Source organism: Shewanella sp. VB17, assembly GCF_013248905.1.
Classification (GTDB): Bacteria; Pseudomonadota; Gammaproteobacteria; order Enterobacterales; family Shewanellaceae; genus Shewanella.
In genome coordinates this window covers 4,421,674-4,439,797 of record NZ_JABRVS010000001.1, presented here as the reverse complement: position 1 = coordinate 4,439,797, position 18,124 = coordinate 4,421,674, and the positions used below count along the sequence as shown (strand labels likewise).

The 18,124-nt window shown below is 41.1% G+C and carries 13 protein-coding genes; 5 read left to right on the top strand and 8 right to left on the bottom strand.

Features of this window, described 5'->3' with window-relative positions:
* Positions 1-109: 109 nt before the first annotated feature.
* The 5 genes from HQQ94_RS19160 to HQQ94_RS19140 all read right to left on the bottom strand — a co-directional run bounded on the left by HQQ94_RS19160 (position 110) and on the right by HQQ94_RS19140 (position 5,100).
* Positions 110-796, bottom strand: coding sequence for a PspA/IM30 family protein (locus tag HQQ94_RS19160; protein WP_173295926.1), 687 nt, complete (start codon positions 794-796; stop codon positions 110-112).
* 64 nt (positions 797-860) lie between these two features.
* Positions 861-1,274: a YjfI family protein gene (locus HQQ94_RS19155; protein WP_173295925.1), complete on the bottom strand. Its 414-nt coding sequence runs from the start codon at positions 1,272-1,274 to the stop codon at positions 861-863.
* A 124-nt stretch (positions 1,275-1,398) separates the two neighbouring features.
* Positions 1,399-3,135, bottom strand: a complete 1,737-nt coding sequence (locus HQQ94_RS19150) for a polyamine aminopropyltransferase (protein ID WP_173295924.1) — start codon at positions 3,133-3,135, stop codon at positions 1,399-1,401.
* A gap of 92 nt (positions 3,136-3,227) precedes the next feature.
* Positions 3,228-4,127, bottom strand: coding sequence for a DUF350 domain-containing protein (locus tag HQQ94_RS19145; protein WP_173295923.1), 900 nt, complete (start codon positions 4,125-4,127; stop codon positions 3,228-3,230).
* Between the two features lie 13 nt (positions 4,128-4,140).
* A complete protein-coding gene (locus tag HQQ94_RS19140; protein ID WP_173295922.1) occupies positions 4,141-5,100 on the bottom strand; it encodes a hypothetical protein in 960 nt (319 codons plus the stop codon).
* A gap of 245 nt (positions 5,101-5,345) precedes the next feature.
* Here HQQ94_RS19140 and glnE point away from each other — a divergent pair, with 245 nt between their 5' ends.
* Together glnE and HQQ94_RS19130 are read left to right on the top strand one after the other, a co-directional pair.
* Positions 5,346-8,210, top strand: a complete 2,865-nt coding sequence (glnE, locus tag HQQ94_RS19135; protein ID WP_217274072.1) for a bifunctional [glutamate--ammonia ligase]-adenylyl-L-tyrosine phosphorylase/[glutamate--ammonia-ligase] adenylyltransferase — start codon at positions 5,346-5,348, stop codon at positions 8,208-8,210.
* A gap of 185 nt (positions 8,211-8,395) precedes the next feature.
* Positions 8,396-9,139: an outer membrane beta-barrel protein gene (locus HQQ94_RS19130; RefSeq protein ID WP_173295921.1), complete on the top strand. Its 744-nt coding sequence runs from the start codon at positions 8,396-8,398 to the stop codon at positions 9,137-9,139.
* Positions 9,140-9,206: 67 nt separating this feature from the next.
* Here HQQ94_RS19130 and HQQ94_RS19125 read toward each other — a convergent pair whose 3' ends face one another.
* The 3 genes from HQQ94_RS19125 to zapE all read right to left on the bottom strand — a co-directional run bounded on the left by HQQ94_RS19125 (position 9,207) and on the right by zapE (position 14,805).
* Positions 9,207-10,874, bottom strand: a complete 1,668-nt coding sequence (locus HQQ94_RS19125; RefSeq protein ID WP_173295920.1) for a methyl-accepting chemotaxis protein — start codon at positions 10,872-10,874, stop codon at positions 9,207-9,209.
* A gap of 328 nt (positions 10,875-11,202) precedes the next feature.
* Positions 11,203-13,446, bottom strand: a complete 2,244-nt coding sequence (locus HQQ94_RS19120; RefSeq protein ID WP_173295919.1) for a DUF6351 family protein — start codon at positions 13,444-13,446, stop codon at positions 11,203-11,205.
* Between the two features lie 240 nt (positions 13,447-13,686).
* Positions 13,687-14,805, bottom strand: coding sequence for a cell division protein ZapE (gene zapE / locus HQQ94_RS19115; protein ID WP_173295918.1), 1,119 nt, complete (start codon positions 14,803-14,805; stop codon positions 13,687-13,689).
* Positions 14,806-15,000: 195 nt separating this feature from the next.
* Here zapE and HQQ94_RS19110 point away from each other — a divergent pair, with 195 nt between their 5' ends.
* From HQQ94_RS19110 to HQQ94_RS19100, 3 genes are all read left to right on the top strand, one after another.
* Positions 15,001-15,783 carry an ABC transporter substrate-binding protein gene (locus tag HQQ94_RS19110; RefSeq protein WP_173295917.1) on the top strand — a complete coding sequence of 261 codons (783 nt, stop codon included), beginning with the start codon at positions 15,001-15,003 and terminating at the stop codon, positions 15,781-15,783.
* Between the two features lie 566 nt (positions 15,784-16,349).
* Positions 16,350-17,807, top strand: coding sequence for an NAD-dependent succinate-semialdehyde dehydrogenase (locus tag HQQ94_RS19105; RefSeq protein WP_173295916.1), 1,458 nt, complete (start codon positions 16,350-16,352; stop codon positions 17,805-17,807).
* A 134-nt stretch (positions 17,808-17,941) separates the two neighbouring features.
* Positions 17,942-18,112: a hypothetical protein gene (locus HQQ94_RS19100; RefSeq protein ID WP_173295915.1), complete on the top strand. Its 171-nt coding sequence runs from the start codon at positions 17,942-17,944 to the stop codon at positions 18,110-18,112.
* The last annotated feature ends 12 nt before the right edge of the window (positions 18,113-18,124 follow it).

Here is an 18,124-nt window from a genome sequence, read left to right as displayed (position 1 = left end):
AGAGAATGGTGTATTACTCGTAAAAAAATAGCGCTGCCTTAAGATAAAAGAAAGCGCTATATTTTTTAGCGGTTTTAAGTGATTAACGTACACTTAAATTCAGTTTATTTTACTTTCGTGCTTTAAGGCGGTCAAGTACAGCGTTGGCATTTGACTTTTGTTCACCGATCCCAGCTTCTGCCAATTTAGCCTGTAATGACTTGTCACTATTCTCATCAGCGAGTTGCTCAGATGCGACCAGTCGGTCATCAAACTGTTGCTGACGAGCCTTGATCCGCTCTAATGAGTCTTTAGCATTTAATAGCTTAGAGTTACTCCCTGCGAAAGAATCTGTGATGCTCGCTGTTGCCTTTTGAACACTTTCAGTGGTTTTCACCATGCTCAGCTGACGTTGGTAATCGGTTAACTGGCGTTCTGTTTTGCGCACGAGATCTTTAAGGCGTGTGGCATGGGCACTAAAGCTCGTATTAGCACTTTCCTGCTCCGATAGCTCCTGATCCAATTGTGATATTTTCTCAGCAATTTCCATTGCGAGCACTTCGTTTTCTTTTTCTAGTGCTTGAGTGGCATAACCTTCATGTTCGCTGATAGAGCGCTTTAAACGATCGACCTCACGGTTTGCTTGCATTTCTTTAGCCATAACGTCAGTCAATTCACGTTTTGCTTTAGTCAGGTGATTCTCAGCATCACGGATTTCTTGTTCGAAAATACGGGTAGAGTTAGCATCGACTATGCTCTGACCCATTTCTGTAGCACCACCACGGAAAGCGGTTAAAATTTTATTTAGTATGCCCATAATTTGGCTCCTGTTAGGTCATCATAGCTGATTGAGCTATGGTTAAACATTAAATGAATCATCACTATTTTAAGAAATCGACCATTTCGTCGATGACTTCTAAGCAATTATCTGAAAGCACTGACAGCTCTTGTTCAATCTCTTGCATGTTTGATTGAACTGAAAGCGCACCGTAAACCACATATTTATCGTCAATTTTTGCAAAGGATGATAACGGCATTGGAATGTTAAGTTCTAGCATGGTTTCAAGCATATCGATGCGACGTTCCTGATTAACCTCATCTTCACCCCAAAGGTAGCTGATGCAGAGAACCTGGTTGTCTGTCACCGAGAGGAAAACAGGGATCTCTTCACGTCCAACGATGTTGACTTGCAATACTTCGACTTCGCCATTAATTGGGTAACAATCAAATTTCAAGCCTGTTTGGCTGTTATCACCAAGATCATTTAGGTGGTTGGCAATAGTGTGAATATTCATATTTGTCCTTATGACATATTATGTCTGCGTTTAAAGATAGCACTATGACATAATATGTCAATAGCTATTTGTTCAGAAAGTTTCACGACTTGATTTCGATAGCAAGCCTTTGCTGTTACATGTGTCAGTGTTGAAATAGAGTAACATCTTGATTTTCTAGCCACGCTTGTTGGTGATATTGATAAAGTTGCATTGAGCCTATTGTATTGGGTTTGATTTTATCTATATCTTGATAGAAATTGCCAGGAAATTCAAATGCACCATTTATGAGCCCTGTTGTCAGCCAGTCATCTTTTATTGACAGCTGTTCGAGTTGACTTAATCTTGTTTTAGCATGAATGCCTGATGCTGTGGCTATGCTCCAACCCCATTCACCAAAACTGGGTACATTGTGATGATATTGATTAACATTGAAACCAGCCAAAGATAGGGTTTTTCCTACCGATATAAAGGCCTTAGGTGCATGATAAGGTGATGTAGATTGTACGGTTAGAGCCCCATCTGCACTTAATAGTTCCTTTAGTTTTTTATAAAAGAGATCGGAATAGAGTTTATTTAAATCTGGATGGCTTGGATCGGGCAGATCGACAATGATCGTATCGTAATGTTGATGTTTCTTTAGCAGTTTATCGACGCCATTGAACGCGTCATCGATAATGACATTGACTCTAGCATCATTGAGTGAATCTCCGTTTAGTTTACGTAATACTTGGCTCAAACGTGCTGGCATATCAGTATCATGATAGGTAAATATATTCAAAAGATCGTGATCGAGATCGATCAAGGTAACGGATTTTGGCTGCCATTTAAGCACTTGTTTTACCGCTAGGCCATCGCCACCGCCTATGATCAATATGTTGTCGTGACGAGCGCTTGCTTCCATGGTCGGATGCACCAAAAAGGCATGATAAATATGCTCATCTTCGCTGGAAAATTGTAATCGTCCGTTAATATACAGCGAGTAGACAGGTGGCATAAGATTACCTCTTAAGCGCTCAGTAAAAGTGAGTTGCTGAAAACGGGTTGATTTGGCATAAATAACATTATCTTTATACAGTAAATTATTAAAACCTTGCTCCCAACTTGGACCATGCCAGGCAAGTATGAGTAATATTACAGATGCTATAAAGTGGCCTAAAAGTAATATGTTGACGAAACGTATGCGATCCCAAAAACGCCAAATAAAAATGAAACCTGCCAATAAATTAAAGCTGGCAGTTAATGCTGCAGCAAGTTGAATATCGAGTGCAAGCATAAAGCTGACCCAAATAGCAGCTCCTATGCCTGCTCCGATATAGTCAGCGCCATAAATTGTCCCTGCATTGTGCATTAAATGTTCATCGCACAGAGATTGACGTACGCGGGCAATAAGAGGAATTTCCATGCCAATCATCAAGCCCAGTAGCACCCCCCAAGCGTAAGGAAGGTATTCACTTAGGTGTTGTAATAATCCGATCGCGCCTCCTTCAGGAAGCAGATCAGGAGGTAAGCCTAAGGTATTGGCAATGATAAGAGGAAGTTGTTGACTGAAGCCGATAATGGCGGCAGTGATCAAAATCGCAAGCGAGCCACATAGAGCAACAGCCAGCTCTAATACTGCGAAGCCAGTAAAAGCACAGCGTATTTTTCGTGCAGCAAAAGCGCCAATGCCCATGGAGACGATCATCAGTCCTATCATGGTGTAAATGGCAGCTTCTAATGCCCCTAGGATCCTACCTGCATAATGAGAAAGTAGGTATTCGTAAATTAACCCACATCCTGCTAGTACGGCCATGATGCCAAGGAGTAGGGTGTCGTCAAACCAACTTAATTGTCTTTCTTTGGTGTTCCCAGCTATAGCTGGTTCAGTTACTTCACTCACAGTACTCTCATGACTTATTAATTTGGTAGGTGTAAAAATAAACGGCTTAATAGCCGTTCATTATGATTAATCGATCTTAATGTCAGGATTGATTATGCCATTAAACTGGTGAGAATTAAGGCGATTGCGACGCTGAGAGCCAGCTCAACAGTGGCAATACCAATGTTGTGCTGTTGCTCTACTTCCTCGGACAAATTAATGTTTACGAGTACAATCTTTTTAACGATCTTCATTAATATCGTGAGCACTATTAGCATGATCATCGAAAAGACTAACCAACCAATTAAATTAGCAATATAGGCCTGTGGACTATAAACAATGAAATGGCTAGCAGCATTGAAGCTTAATGCCATGGCGATCATATTACCACTGTGACGAATGGCAATGGCTGTATGTCCTTGAAGCAGTGCTGCTTGCATCGAGGCATTTTGATTGCGTTTAGCATAACGATGTTCACGAAAACGAGTGAGTAATACTAGCATCAATTGTGAGATAGCAAAGGCACTGAAGATGGCGATAAAGGTGTCTAGCGTCATATCTTCAGCCCACATTAACACAGAGCGAATGATGATCGCGGTGGCAATGGCTGCACTGGCATCGACAATCGCAACAGAGATATTACCTTTAAGAATATATTCACTTTTATTGAACTCGTTAAGTGCAATTTTGTCGTGTATATATCTGCCTAACTTGATTAAGATAAGGCCAAATAAGCCGTAAGCACTCATGCCTATAGCTTCGGCTAGAAATGAGTGAGCCGCTTCTCCTGTAATAGCGCCTGTCAGTACGATACCGAGCCCTGCAATGGCGCCAGCGGTACTAATACCGAAAGCAAAATTATCTCTTTCAGCCAGTTCTGCTCGACTATCAATCTTAATACTCCATCCTTGAAGGTAGCGCATTAAGGTGAGCAAAATAATGGCGATAGTTAGATCAATGGCCAAGATAATGATTAAGTCTTGGGTGATACCGAAGTGTTGAAATAATGTCATGTGGGTTCCTTACCTATTTGCCTCGGCGTACACCGCGAGTGGTGCGACTATTAGAATTACGTAAGCCACTGCTCTTAGAGTAGTTAGAACGAAACTTACTGCCACCTTTACTGGCGCTACCTGTTGAACTTGCTTTAGGTGCGCTGCTACTTTGACGTGATAAACTTGTCGAGCCAGAGCGTGATTTAGCATAGGGGCTATCGAATTTTTTCCCTTGAGAATTAAACTGTTTCTTGGTTCTCTCATAGGTTTGTTTTTGTGCCTTTGCTTGCTTAGGTGAAGTATAACGATAACGGCCAACATCGTTGTAGTAGCTGTAGTTTCTGCGACTAGACCAACGATCATAACCAATGGGGCCACGCATTACATTGGAAAACATGGAATACATGCCATACCATGCCCAAAAAGAAGTGCCATTTGACCCCGTTTGCCAATTACCATAGCCTGGATTGCCTACCAGCTGACTACCTGCACCAAAATCTTCAGCGCCATTGGCGAGAGTTGCGGCTTCTCGGCTAATTGAATTGACACGTCCCAAGGCGCCTTTTGACATGTCTGCAACCACATTTAATGGATCTGAGAGCATATCGTTATATAAACTAGGATCGGCAGCCTGATAAATATTTTCAATTTCAGCTAATTGTTGATCTAAGTCGACATAGTTCTTGCTATCCATAGCCTCTTTATAGCGAGTCAGTAAAGATGTAAACATGGGTCCTTTAGTGGTTGCATCTTTAGCGAGTTCATTAAGTAACGGAGCCATATCGGTTTGCTGGTTAGCTAAAATACTGGTGTATTGTTTTAGCAAAGTGGCATTGCGGATCTGACCGTTATCGAGCATTTTGCTAAGGGAATCGATTCTCTGCCCGACTAATTGCTGAAATTGAGCAATTCGTTCAGGCCTGTCATCACCACAACCGACTAAGGTCAATAGTAATGTTAAAGTGAGAACACGTATAAGCATTGCTGCCATGTTTTCTCCATTTTCATAGGGTAGAAGAGGCTAAATGATGATGTTAGCTATGTTGTACATAACTGCATACAATTTTAATTAAGTTATAGTAACCTCTAGATTGAATTAAAAATAATTTTTTTGTGTTAATTTGTGCCTGATGATAAACAAAGCCTGTAAGCGCCTGATTTATCTTATCACAAAGACATATTATGTCTTAAATGCTAATAAGTCGATTACCATTATTGCTAGGAATTATGATTATCATGGAAAACATCAGTAACAAACCATTATCTGCCATTATGTCTGAAGTTGCAGATCGTTACTGGCAGAGAATAAATCAAGCTTGGCCAGAACTCATCAATGAATTAACCATTGAGCAAGGGCAAGAACTTTATCGCATTATGGGGTTAAGTGATTTTATCGCAGAGCAATTATGTCGTCATCCTGAATGGCTGCCTGCTTTGTTTGATGGTCAGCTTGAAAGTGTATCTCGATCAGATTTTGATAAAGATCTGCATGAACTATTGTGTCAATGTGTTGATGAAGATGAAGCGAAAGCCGTTTTAAGGGATTACCGTAATCGGCAGATGGTGCGTTTAGCTTGGCGAGATTTTTTCAGCTATGTTTCTTTGGAAGATTCATTATTGGATCTCTCAGCGTTAGCAGAAGCCTTGATTATTTCAGCTCGTGATTGGTTATATATCCAAGTTTGCAAACAATATGGTACGCCTTGTGATGGAGAAGGCAATCCGCAGCCTCTTATTATTATTGGTATGGGTAAACTGGGTGGGCGTGAGCTTAACTTCTCTTCTGATATTGATTTGATTTTTACTTTCCCTGAACATGGTGAAACCAGAGGCGGCCGTCGTGCTATTGATAATCAACAGTTTTTTATCCGTATGGGCCAGCATTTAGTTAATCTATTACACCAAGTGACCATGAATGGCTTTGTTTATCGGGTTGATATGCGCCTGCGTCCTTATGGTGAGAGTGGCCCTTTAGTGGTAAGTTTTAGCGGTCTTGAAGATTACTATCAAGAACAAGGAAGGGATTGGGAGCGTTATGCCATGGTCAAGGCACGCGCATTAGGTCCTTGGTCTGGTTTTTCCGATAAGCTTCATTCAATGTTGAGACCGTTTGTTTATCGTCGTTATATTGATTTTTCAGCCATTGAATCTTTACGCAAAATGAAACAACTGATCACCCAAGAAGTCAGGCGGAGACAATTGACCGATAATATTAAACTTGGGGCTGGTGGGATCCGTGAAGTTGAGTTTGTGGTTCAAAGCTTTCAATTGATCCGTGGTGGGCGTGAGCCTTCGTTACGTCAGCAAAGTTTGTTTGCGGTAATTGATACCTTGTACCATTTAGGCCAATTAGAATATTTGGCTGTCGATGAGCTTAAGCAAAGTTACCTCATGCTAAGGCGGGTGGAAAATTTACTTCAGGCCATTGGTGATCAGCAAACGCAAACTTTACCGGATAATAGTATCAATTGGTATCGGTTATGTCACAGCATGGGCATGGCATCAGAAGCGGAACTTCGCACTCATATTGAATCCGCGATGAGTAAAATTCATCGTCATTTTATCGATACCGTAGGCGGTCAAACACACGATGATGGTGGAGAATCATGGACCCAACAATTGTGGAATGTACAAGAAGATGATCATGCTCAAGCGCTTATTAAAGAGCAAATGATCGAAGATTTAACACTGTGGCCACAACTGAAATTATGGCGTGAGACGATTGTTAATCGTAGCATTGGGCCGAGAGGACGAGATACGTTAGATAAACTAATGCCTTGGATGTTAAAGGAATTAACTAATTTTTCCATGCCTTCAATTGCCTTGTCATCGGTTTCAAAGGTGATTGATAAAATATTAACGAGAACCACCTATTTAGAATTACTTTATGAAAATCCTGGGGCACGTCAACAGCTGGTAAGCCTTTGCTGTGCCAGTCCTTGGATAGCCACTCAGCTTGCTAAATTTCCTATGCTACTTGATGAATTGATTGATCCTACTCAGCTCTATGACACGACATCTTTAGATGATTATGTCAGTGAGTTGAGACAATACCTGCTGCGTGTTCCCGAAGAAGATATGGAGCAGCAAATGGAAGCATTACGTCAATTTAAACTATCACAACAGCTAAAAATAGCCGCAGCTGATGTCACAGGTGTCCTACCTGTGAGTCAGGTGAGTGATCATTTAACGTTATTGGCCGAAGCCATTATTGATCAGGTTGTGATGCAAGCTTGGCAACAAGTGAGTGCCCGCCATGGTGTTCCGGCTTATTTAGAGGGTGGAATGACAGGTTTTGCGGTTATTGGTTACGGTAAAGCGGGAGGAATAGAATTAGGTTATGGCTCAGATTTGGATTTGGTCTTCCTACATAATTTTTCTCGTGAAAAATACCCAAATCAGGGAGAGACCAATGGCGAGCGTCCCATTGAAGTTGGGCATTTTTACCTTAAATTGGCACAAAGGATCCTGCATCTATTTTCCACTCGCACGACATCGGGTGAACTGTATGAAGTGGACATGCGCTTACGTCCGTCTGGCGCTTCAGGCTTGCTGGTGAGCGAAATAGAATATTTTGGCCAATATCAGCGTGAGGAAGCCTGGACATGGGAGCATCAAGCCTTAGTTCGAGCCCGTTTTATGTTTGGTTGTAATGGATTATCAAGTCGTTTCAATGAATTAAGAAGTCAAATTATTGAGATGCCAAGAGATAAGTCTGCGCTGGCAAAAGAGGTTAGCGATATGCGCATTAAAATGCGCGACCATTTGCTTAAACGTAAAGCTGGAGTGTTTGATTTGAAGCAAAGTCCAGGTGGCATTTTAGACATTGAGTTTATTGCGCAATATTTGGTATTAGCGAATGCTAATGAATATGATGAATTATCATTTTGGTCCGATAATATTCGTATTTTTGCCAGTTTAGGTGAGTTAAATTTACTGTCTAATCATGATGTCGATGCATTGATTCAAGCGTATTTCTTTCTTCGAGATGAAAGCCACAGGCAGACGTTACAGCAAAAAGTAGCTGAAAAATCACAAAATTTAATGGAAAAGCATGCCGCTCGAGTATTGGATATTTATCATAGGGTATTAGACATCTAGGTAAAGCTCAAGCGTTCCAACTAACCGTGAGCGGAGGTTAGCGGTAATGTCGCTTTGCATTTTGCGGCAAATTATTGTCTGTTGTTAATGACTAACTATTTAACTTGTTGAAAATAAAGAGGGTGTACTTTCTGGCTCGACTCTTGCTACCTGTTTGGTATGTTAATGTCGTTTTGGAGTGACCTATGAAGTGCACAACCGATCGTTCTTACTGCGGAGCCGTGGCGCCAAATAAAGTCGCCTTGAGTGTGATAAGTCTCTCAAATAAAGTGGTTAAGGCTCCCTATTGCCTGCTTAAACCAGTGAAAAAAAGAACAGAACTGCCCATTCTTTGGTTGCTTGTTTTATGCTGCCTATTGGCATGTAATAGTACCATGGCTGATGATGTTAGGTGGGAGGTGAGTCATCATTATCTTCAACAATTAGCTTACGGCCAACATCATCTTTTGTCTGACCCGGTTAATAGCAGCAATTTGGCACTTATTGTCAAAGAAGGGAGGGAGCAATTGCAAGTCAGTTCTGCAAGCAGAACTGGCTGGTTGTTGGCTTTTGAGCCATTGGAATTTGGTGCTGAGAATATTTTGCTCGTTGGTTTATCAGCTGTGAGTGAGGTGTATCAAGAAAATGTGCTTCAAGAGGTGGGGCAATATTCAGGGTGGGGAGCGAAGGTGGGATATCGTGTTGCGTTAAGTGAGCGCTTATTTAGCTCTGTTCAACTTGGAGGATTTAATTGGCGACACACCTTGATTCATCAGACTACTAATTCGACTCGATGGGATGAAGAGCGAACCGGGATCTCACCTTATGCCGGTTTGGGATTAGCATATCGTTTCAGTGATGAAGCGAGTGTGAGGCTTAACTGGCTACACTTTGAACTGAGTAATGGCAACCTTGATAGTCTTGCCATCAAGGTTGATTATCGATTTTGATAGCCAGTTGCAAACATTGTTAAGGTTTGCTGAATTTAACCCGAACTTGGATTCAATACTGGCATAATCAGCTTTTAAACTGAGTTATTTGAGATTGTAAACGTATGCTTATTTCAGCGAGTTCTTGCCCTGCTTGAGCCGTTTGAGTCGCGCCAGTAGACAGTTCAATTGACATATTATGAATTTTATCAATATTGCGATTAACCTCTTCAGATACGGCGCATTGTTCCTCTGAAGCAGAGGCTATTTGGTCGCTCATCTGATTAATACTTTCCATTTCTGTCGCGATTAACTTAAGCGCGTCGCCTGAGCGGCTGGCTAAGTCGACAGCTAACTTAGATTGGACTTTACTTTTTTCCATGACCGATACGGCATTATTTGAGCCTGACTGTAGTTTGTCAATAATGTTATTAATCTCTTCGGTGGATTGTTGGGTGCGGCTAGCAAGGGTGCGAACTTCATCTGCCACCACGGCAAAGCCTCGCCCCTGCTCTCCAGCTCTGGCAGCTTCAATAGCAGCATTGAGTGCTAAAAGATTGGTTTGTTCGGCTATTGCTTTAATGACTTCTAGCATTGAGGCTATTGCGCCGCTTTGACTTTCGACTTCACTAATTGCTTGGGATGAAATTTCAAGTTGCTCTGCAAGCTCAGCTATTTGAATAATAACCTGCTCGACGACTTTGGTGCCCTTGTGTGTTTGTTCTAATACTTGCGCTGACGAGTTCGCTGTTTGTACGATATTAGTAGCCACATCGCGACTGGTGGTCGTGAACTCATTCATTGCGGTGGCGACTTGGGCGGTTTCATCTCTTTGTATTTCGATAGTGGAACAGGTTTGTGCTGTGACCACAGAGACTTCTTCTGCAGCGGTAGAAAGCTGCTCCGTCATTTCAGCGACATTCGAAAATAAGGTTAGCAGTTTTTGACGCATGTTATTCATCGCGGTTAACAGCTCACCTATTTCATCTGTGCTATTGACCTCTATGCTTTGACTCAGATCGCCAGATGCTGTGCTAATGGCTGAGCGGATCCCGCTAACAATGTTATTGGTGATGTACCAGCTGCTGATGCTACCAAACAATACACCGAAGATGGCCATCATGCTCAGTACGGCAAGAGCTTGTTTTTCATGGGCTGTAGCAATATGGGCACTTTCTTCGGTAAATTTACCTATTTGATGGAGTAAATCCTCGAGCTCTTTATTCATCTTATCGATTTCATGTTCAACTTTTTCAGCTAACACTTCGGCTTCATGGAGGTGATTTTGGGTTAATAAACTAAATACCTCATGGGCATGCTGCTCAAAGCTTTTATGTTCTTTTTCGACTTGTTTTAATCCTTGATTTAACATGGTGAATGCATCTAATGCGGCGCCTGACGAATGTTCGATGCCTTGCTGAGCAATATGTTCTGCCTCGAGTATTTCTGTTTCTATTTGCTCGGTGCCATGATCAAAATGCTTTATGGCAGTCTGTAGCTTAGCAGTGGCTCCCTTTTCTGTTTGCTGAATATTTCCGTAATGCATGGCGCGCTCAAATTCAACGCTCTGTTGAAGTTGGTGGGCGGTAATGTCCGCTAATTTTTCAGTCAGGGGAATATCTATGTCTGCAATGGATTCGAGTTCAGCACCTATTTTGTACATCGAATAGATAGCAAACGTTGAGCTTAATATAAGCAGTAATAACAGTAGTCCTGCACTGCCCATTAACTTTGCTTTTAATGAAAGGTTATTCATCAATATTTCCTTTTGTCTCTATACCTTAGCGATTGATTCAAGATAAAGTGTTAATTTATGATTTAACAGTATAGTTGAATTTAGTCAGAGTATAGTTGGCGATAAGCATGCACAGAGGCTGATTGTTGTTAACGATGTTTTTATTCTATTTATGCCTAAAAAATGCATAAGTATGAAGAAAGAATAATGATTCTTCTTCCTTCATATGAAAATGTTAAGATGCAGTATGGCTGAGTAAAACCCAGAGGCTAAATTCAACCTCAGGGCACTTTTATCTAAGCACGTAGGACGGCAGCATTAGCACCTTGAGGTTGCTTGGTATACCTGATTACTGTTTAATCATGAGTAATTCAGAAGTCGCTTGTTTACTGTCTATCTCTGAGCTTTTTTGAACTTGTAGAGTTGGACTTAATCCTAAATCTGGTTTAGCGATGTCCCCTTGTGAGTAGTCACAGACGCCGTTAGGGAAAATATTTTCTAAGCGTGTTTGATAGTTTTCAATCGAAACAGTACCATACAGACCTTGTGCTATTGCTTCTGACACTGGGATTTGTCCGCATTTAAAAATACTGCCAGCCCATGGGCCACCTGCCTGAACTCTGATATTACTGTAAATAGGGTAGATTTTGCTGCAAGGGCCAGCTGGACGGCCGTTCCACTCACCATCCCATACATTTTCTCCTTCGAAGAGGACTCTTCCATCGCTATCTAAGCAAGTATCTTTAAGTGATTCAGGTTTTGAGCTAATGGGATTCTTGTCCGCAGAAGCGATGCTTGCCATAAGCCAGCTATCTAAGTACTCAACTCCCTTTTCTATTGGGGTGTGATCTTTATGGGAAACCCAGATCACTTGATTATCGTTGTGACCTTGGTAATCTTGCATTCTTAAACGACTTTCGAACGAAGCTGAGGTGTGATGCATATTAAGTTCATCTTCCAGATAGTGACGGATCTCTAAAATAGGCAGTTCAGCCTTACCGATAAATACCTGTCCGTATCGATAGCCATTATCGATTGCTTTGGGATCGGCAGGTTTTCTTTGGGCGATTTGGGGAGAAGGGGCAGTGATATTATTTCGACTCCACAGACTGAGCCACAGCGGAAATTTCATGCCAAATGGCGTGATAGCACTTTCTTTTTTCATTTTATCCTGTGGAACCCAAGATCCGATATATTGATTAAGGTTAATGAACTCTTCGATGTTAATATCCCCTTTTTGTAAAGCAAGTAAGCCGTATTGCACTCCTTCGTTACCCCATGTGGTACGAGCGAAGCCATTTTTGTCGGTACCATAGATTTGAGCAAGGTCTTGCCAATAGGTCCAGTTTACATTTTCTTTGACTTCATCTGAGAAATACGGTTTTACAAAACCTTGTTTAGGGTTATAGAAAAAAGTGGCAGCAATAAACCAAGAATAAACACACTCGCTGCTACCGTTAGGCATCGATGGCCAAGCGCCTGCGATCATTTGATTTAGCGGGACTAGAAAGGTATAGGGATGTTCAAAATCATTGATCCCATTCATCCCTTCTATTTTTTCCCTTTGTTCCCAGTCACGCCATTTTTCATTACTGTTATCAGTTACATTGAAATAATGTTGAAGGAGATCACAGTCGAGTAGAAATATTGATTGAGATACCATATCGGGAAAGCTGTAAATAGGCATCAATCCATCGAGAATGCCCGTGCTATTTTGTGCTATCAAATATTGCGCTAATGCTCCACCAGACCCACCTAATCCTAAGGTATAAAGGGGATCACCATAAAGTGAGGTAAACTGTTTTTTTACTCGCCTAGCAGTGTCCTCAGAAAGCAGCATGTTGTAGCTGTAGCTAGTATTATTACCACTAGATCCCACGACTGCGTATCCTTGTCTTAATAGTGAATGTCGACGATTAATAAACCGATTGGCGCCCATACTTCCTTGTCGGAAACCTATACTGGCTCCTCCTTTAAACTGATAGATAAGTTTTTTATTCCAATACTCATTATTATTTCTGTCGCCTAGGCTATCTTGAGGTACTAGCATCACCATGTAGTAGATGTAGCGATTAATACTGCCTCTTTCTAGTCTGAAAATTTCAGGAACCTGTTTGCCTTTAATGGTGGTGGTCGCTATGGCTGATCCAGCTGGTGGATTATCAATATCATAATGTTCAATAATGTCTGTGCCAGTTTTGGTATAAAAGTAATCTATTCTGGATGTGATAAGGCAATCTTTACTGTATCCGATTGGATGATTATCTTTGTCATAAACCGTCACACCTTCGCCTATTTGATTATCCACAATAGGTTGGCCTAATCCGGTGTCTAGTGTCATACAATAGAATGGATATTGCCGCTCTCCGGCATACAGAGCATCTATGGGACCAACTTCTCCCAATGGGATTGGAAATGTGAAGGTTTCTTCGGGTCTCTGGGTTAAACTGATGTGTTTTTCAACGGCTAAAATCGGCTTTTCATTACCCATTTGTGCAATACCTTTGACCTGATGTCGCTCAAGAGGGTCAGGTTCGCATGCGGTTAATAATGTGCTGATTAACAAAATAAAAATGAGGCGTTGTTTAATCATTTTACCCTCCTAAAAAAGACTCTTTATTTGTTAAGTCTTGTTCGCTTCAATGAAAACGCAAATGTTTTTTTAAAGAGGTAGGATTATTAATCAATATGAATGAAGTGAGTGTTGTGGCTTTTTATTTCTTTGTTTTAATTGATTTTATTTGTTTTTCTTGGCTGAGTGTATTCGTTGGCATTGAGGGGAGTAAAGGTAAATACTCCCTTAATTACATAGTGTTAAAATATGTTGATAAAATTAATTTGGAGCTAAATATTCCAATGACTGCATTTCAATTAAACGGCTATAGGTTCGTTTAAATTCAAAGCTGAGTGCACCACCGATATAGAGATCTTCTAGTGTGACTGCAGCGCTAAGGTAAAGCTTTACCTTTTGATCATAAAGCTCATCCACTAAGCTGATGAAACGTCTGGCAGGATCGTCATTAACGGCATAGTATAACTGTCGCTCACCAGTTTGAGTTGCTAATGAACCATCTTCAGTTCCGCGAGCGCGGATCCAACCTCTAGGTTCGCCACCAAGAGGTGGAATATGACTGAGTAAGATAACGTCGAAACGACTGGCAAGTTCGATATAATCAAGTTGTGAACGAGGGCCGTTACACAGGGCGTTAAAATTAAACCAAGCATGCTTTTGGCTGACTTTAATGACATCTATAGGTCTGCCTAATATCATTAATGACTGATCATGGCTATTTGGGTCTACATCAAGTTGCTCAAATAAATAAATAAAATCAGCTTGAGGTTCAACAAAGTAGGTTTGGTAGTAGTTCAAACGCCGAAGTCGATGATCTTGAAGGCCATTTAAATGTATTTGGGTTGTGTAGTGTTCCAGTAATTTAATTGTTGGTGTAAATCTTTGTCGTTGCAAGCCATTCTCGTACAGGCGGGTAACGGGAATATTAGAGGTGGCAACCAGAATAATGCCAAGGTCGAATAGCGCGGCAAAGAGTGTCCCTAAAATCATAGCATCACCAATATCAGAGACAAAAAATTCATCAAAACAGATCACTTTACACTCAGTAGCTATGCGTTTGGCTATCCTTTTTAACGGATCTCTATGACCTGACTCTTGCATTATTTCTTGATGAATTTTAGCCATAAAACGATGAAAGTGTAGCCTTAAAGTTGGCACTGCAATGTTCGTTGTTGATTCGCAGAAAAGATCCATGAGCATGGTCTTACCTCGGCCTACATCTCCCCAAAGATATACGCCTAAACATGTTTTTTGAGTTGGTTGCTTGAGTTGTTGGTAGAGAACTTCCAGTTGAGTAACTGCTAGTAACTGAATGGGATCATGGTTAAAGCCAGATAGCGATAATTTGTGATGATAACGTTCAAGTGGAGAAAAGCTCATAGCCTGAGATTGATCTTATTAGATGCGTGTATCTTGCCAGTATACCCCATTTGGTGTCCGGCACTTAATAAGCAGTGTGCTTGTCTGAAGATACTGATGTTAATATTTATAAAGCCCAGTTATGCGTCTTACCATATTCGAATGTAAGCTACACTTTTATATATAAAGTGTGTGTTTAAGGTAGCAGGAGAAATCATGAGATCGGTTACCAATATTTTTATTTTGTGGATCCTGCTCTGCATAAGTCTGCAAACTCGGGCTATTGATGCCATCGATATTGCACTTGCTGACTATCCTCCCTATGAGTTCTCCCAAAATAATGAGTTTGAAGGTATATCGGTTAAACTTGTTAAAGCCATTTTTGAAGAAATGAAACAACCAATCAATTTAAGTTTACTCCCTTGGTCAAGAGGGCTTAAGTTTCTTAAGGAAGGCCAAATTGATGGTTTTTTTCAGGTATTAGTGCGTCCTGAAAGACATGAGTATATAGATTACAGTCAGGTAGTGTTAATCGATGAGCTGGTGAGTTTGTTTGTCGTTGAGGATTCAATAATAAGTTTTAATGGGGATTTTTCAGCGTTAAGTCAATATCGTTTTGGTGCACGAAAAGACTTTAGTTACGGCACTATTTATGATGGAGCTGTTGAGGATAAAGTGATCACTAAGCTGACAATAGATGTAGAGACAGAGCATTTAATTCGTAAGTTATGCACCGGAGAGTTGGATATTGTGATAGGTGACCAATACGCCATTTATCATTTATTTAATCAGAAAATGCTTATAAAAATGAGCGAGGTTAAACGTTGTAAAAAGATTAGACATTTATCCCCTAATGTACAATCGATGCCAGCTTATATGGCTTTTTCTAAAAAGCGTCAACTCAGTCATATTCGGGATAAATTTGATCTGGTGCTGGCAGAAATGCAGCAAGATGGGCGGTATAAGAAAATTATAGAGACTTGGAACAAGAGTCAATAATAGTCAGAGTGTGTCTCAAGTTGACTGTACTATTGACTTCTTTTTGAGTATATCAGTGATAGTTTTTAGGTTGATAAGCCAAGCAGGATAGCTTAATAATACAGTTATCATCATTCGCTAATCACTTAATTATATTGATAAATATAGGAGTTAACAGGTTTAGTGTTCATGACAAAGACTCATTTGGTTTAGGATAGAAGTCTAGTTTATTTACCCAAGCCATTTCAAGATGCTTGTTTCAGACCCCTCATAGGATAGTTGAATAAGGCAGTGACTGAGACAATGCTTGCTCCCTTGTTATATCGCACTAACGCAGTGCCGTTATTTCATGAAAACTCCCGCAGGGCCTGTCGAGAAGCAACCTATTTCTTCATTATGAAATAGCGAATTAGAATAACTCGTCCATCAATTTCATGCCTTGAACTCGGTCACTTCTCGACAGACTGAATCCTGCATCTTGAGGTCGTTTGGGTATATCTGTCGATTTAATGTCATGTTTACTCAGGCGTTTTACCATGATAAAACATGATTAACGTCATTCAATGATAAATATGATAGGAGTCGGTATGCAAGCGGTGAAAGACAGAGGATTGATTAAGATCAGTTCCTATATTGATGGTCAATGGTGTAATAGCGGAACCACATTCGATGTCACAAATCCTGCTAATGGTGAAGTGGTCGCTCAAGTGTTTAATGCTGGAGTCGATGAGACTGAAATTGCAGTACTGGCGGCAAAAAAAGCCCTAGTTGCTTGGTCAAAACTGTCGGCCAACGAGCGCGCGGTGATATTAAGAAACTGGTTTGATTTAATGATGGCGCATCAAGATGACCTTGGCCGTATTTTAACCCTTGAGCAAGGTAAACCTTTGACTGAAGCTAAAGGTGAAATTGCTTACGGTGCCAGCTTTATTGACTGGTTTGCCGAAGAGGGCAAGCGCGTCTATGGTGATACGGTTCCTGCCCCATCAAGTGATAAGCGTATGCTCCTAATTAAACAACCTGTTGGGGTTGTGGCTTCGATCACACCATGGAATTTCCCTAATGCCATGATTGCTCGTAAAGCGGCGGCGGCATTAGCTGCAGGTTGTACTTTTGTGGTGCGACCATCGCCTTTGACGCCTTTATCTGCATTAGCTATGGCAGAGTTAGCCGAACGTGCAGGTGTGCCTGCGGGGGTATTTAATGTGGTGGTCGGTGAAGATGCAGTCAATATGGGGAAAGTGCTTACTCAACATCCCGCTGTGTCCAAGTTTACTTTCACAGGATCGACAGCGGTAGGCAAAATATTGATGAGTCAGACGACAACAACTGTGAAAAAGATCTCCATGGAGCTTGGTGGAAATGCCCCTTTTATTGTGTTTAATGATGCCGATCTCGATGCGGCAGTACAGGGGGCTGTTGCTTCTAAATACCGCAATACAGGCCAAACCTGTATTTGTACCAATCGAATATTAGTACAGCAAGACATTGCACAAGCATTCACCGATAAGTTTATTACAGCGGTCGCCAATTTAAAGATGGGGAATGGTTTTAAAGAGGGCGTGAATCTGGGACCTATGATCACTTCACAGGCTGTTGATCGTGTTCATCGACTTGTTGAAGAGACGATAGCCGCAGGGGCTAAGTTGGTTGCTGGTGGTCAACGCAGTATTGAGGGGGAAAACTTTTATGAACCTACAATACTAACCGAAGTGACCAATGATATGCCATTGGCGAGTAATGAAATTTTTGGTCCTGTGACGCCTATTATAATGTTTAATACCGAAGCTGAGGCGATTGAGATCGCTAATGATACCGAATATGGTTTAGCGGCTTACTTTTACTCTCGTGACATTGGCCGTGTTTGGCGTATGGCAGAAGCGCTTGAATATGGCGTGGTTGGTATAAATGAAGGGCTGATTTCTAATGCCGCCGCTCCGTTTGGAGGAGTTAAACATTCTGGTAATGGTCGTGAAGGGTCAAAATATGGTTTAGATGATTACATGGAAATTAAATATATTTGTATGGGGGGCTTACATAACTAACGTTTCGCCTAAGAGTCTTCAACTTAATATTTTATATAAATAAATCTAAACAATTCAATGGTAAAGATCTAGGGTATTGTGTTGTTTAGATGGAAGAAAATTAAACTTATGTGGCGAAGATGCAGGTAATGGCAATGGATCTTTTAAGCTTTGAAGATAACAACATAAAAAATAGCCTGATGGCATTGGTGATACTGGTGTCGAACATGGGGGATTATCTTGGGGTTATTATTCCCTTTTTGATCCTGAGTTACACTGGTGAATGTGAGTCGACAGGCATTGTCTACAAAAACATCTGGGGTTGATATTGATCACTT

What these genes read in the sequence shown, in the direction of transcription:
- glnE (WP_217274072.1), top strand. Translation starts at nt 5,346, where the DNA reads ATGGAAAACATCAGTAACAAACCATTATCTGCCATTATGTCTGAAGTT.
- HQQ94_RS19155 (WP_173295925.1), bottom strand. Translation starts at nt 1,274, where the DNA reads ATGAATATTCACACTATTGCCAACCACCTAAATGATCTTGGTGATAAC.
- HQQ94_RS19145 (WP_173295923.1), bottom strand. Translation starts at nt 4,127, where the DNA reads ATGACATTATTTCAACACTTCGGTATCACCCAAGACTTAATCATTATC.
- HQQ94_RS19105 (WP_173295916.1), top strand. Translation starts at nt 16,350, where the DNA reads ATGCAAGCGGTGAAAGACAGAGGATTGATTAAGATCAGTTCCTATATT.
- HQQ94_RS19110 (WP_173295917.1), top strand. Translation starts at nt 15,001, where the DNA reads ATGAGATCGGTTACCAATATTTTTATTTTGTGGATCCTGCTCTGCATA.
- HQQ94_RS19125 (WP_173295920.1), bottom strand. Translation starts at nt 10,874, where the DNA reads ATGAATAACCTTTCATTAAAAGCAAAGTTAATGGGCAGTGCAGGACTA.
- HQQ94_RS19120 (WP_173295919.1), bottom strand. Translation starts at nt 13,446, where the DNA reads ATGATTAAACAACGCCTCATTTTTATTTTGTTAATCAGCACATTATTA.
- HQQ94_RS19160 (WP_173295926.1), bottom strand. Translation starts at nt 796, where the DNA reads ATGGGCATACTAAATAAAATTTTAACCGCTTTCCGTGGTGGTGCTACA.
- HQQ94_RS19140 (WP_173295922.1), bottom strand. Translation starts at nt 5,100, where the DNA reads ATGGCAGCAATGCTTATACGTGTTCTCACTTTAACATTACTATTGACC.
- zapE (WP_173295918.1), bottom strand. Translation starts at nt 14,805, where the DNA reads ATGAGCTTTTCTCCACTTGAACGTTATCATCACAAATTATCGCTATCT.
- HQQ94_RS19100 (WP_173295915.1), top strand. Translation starts at nt 17,942, where the DNA reads ATGGATCTTTTAAGCTTTGAAGATAACAACATAAAAAATAGCCTGATG.
- HQQ94_RS19130 (WP_173295921.1), top strand. Translation starts at nt 8,396, where the DNA reads ATGAAGTGCACAACCGATCGTTCTTACTGCGGAGCCGTGGCGCCAAAT.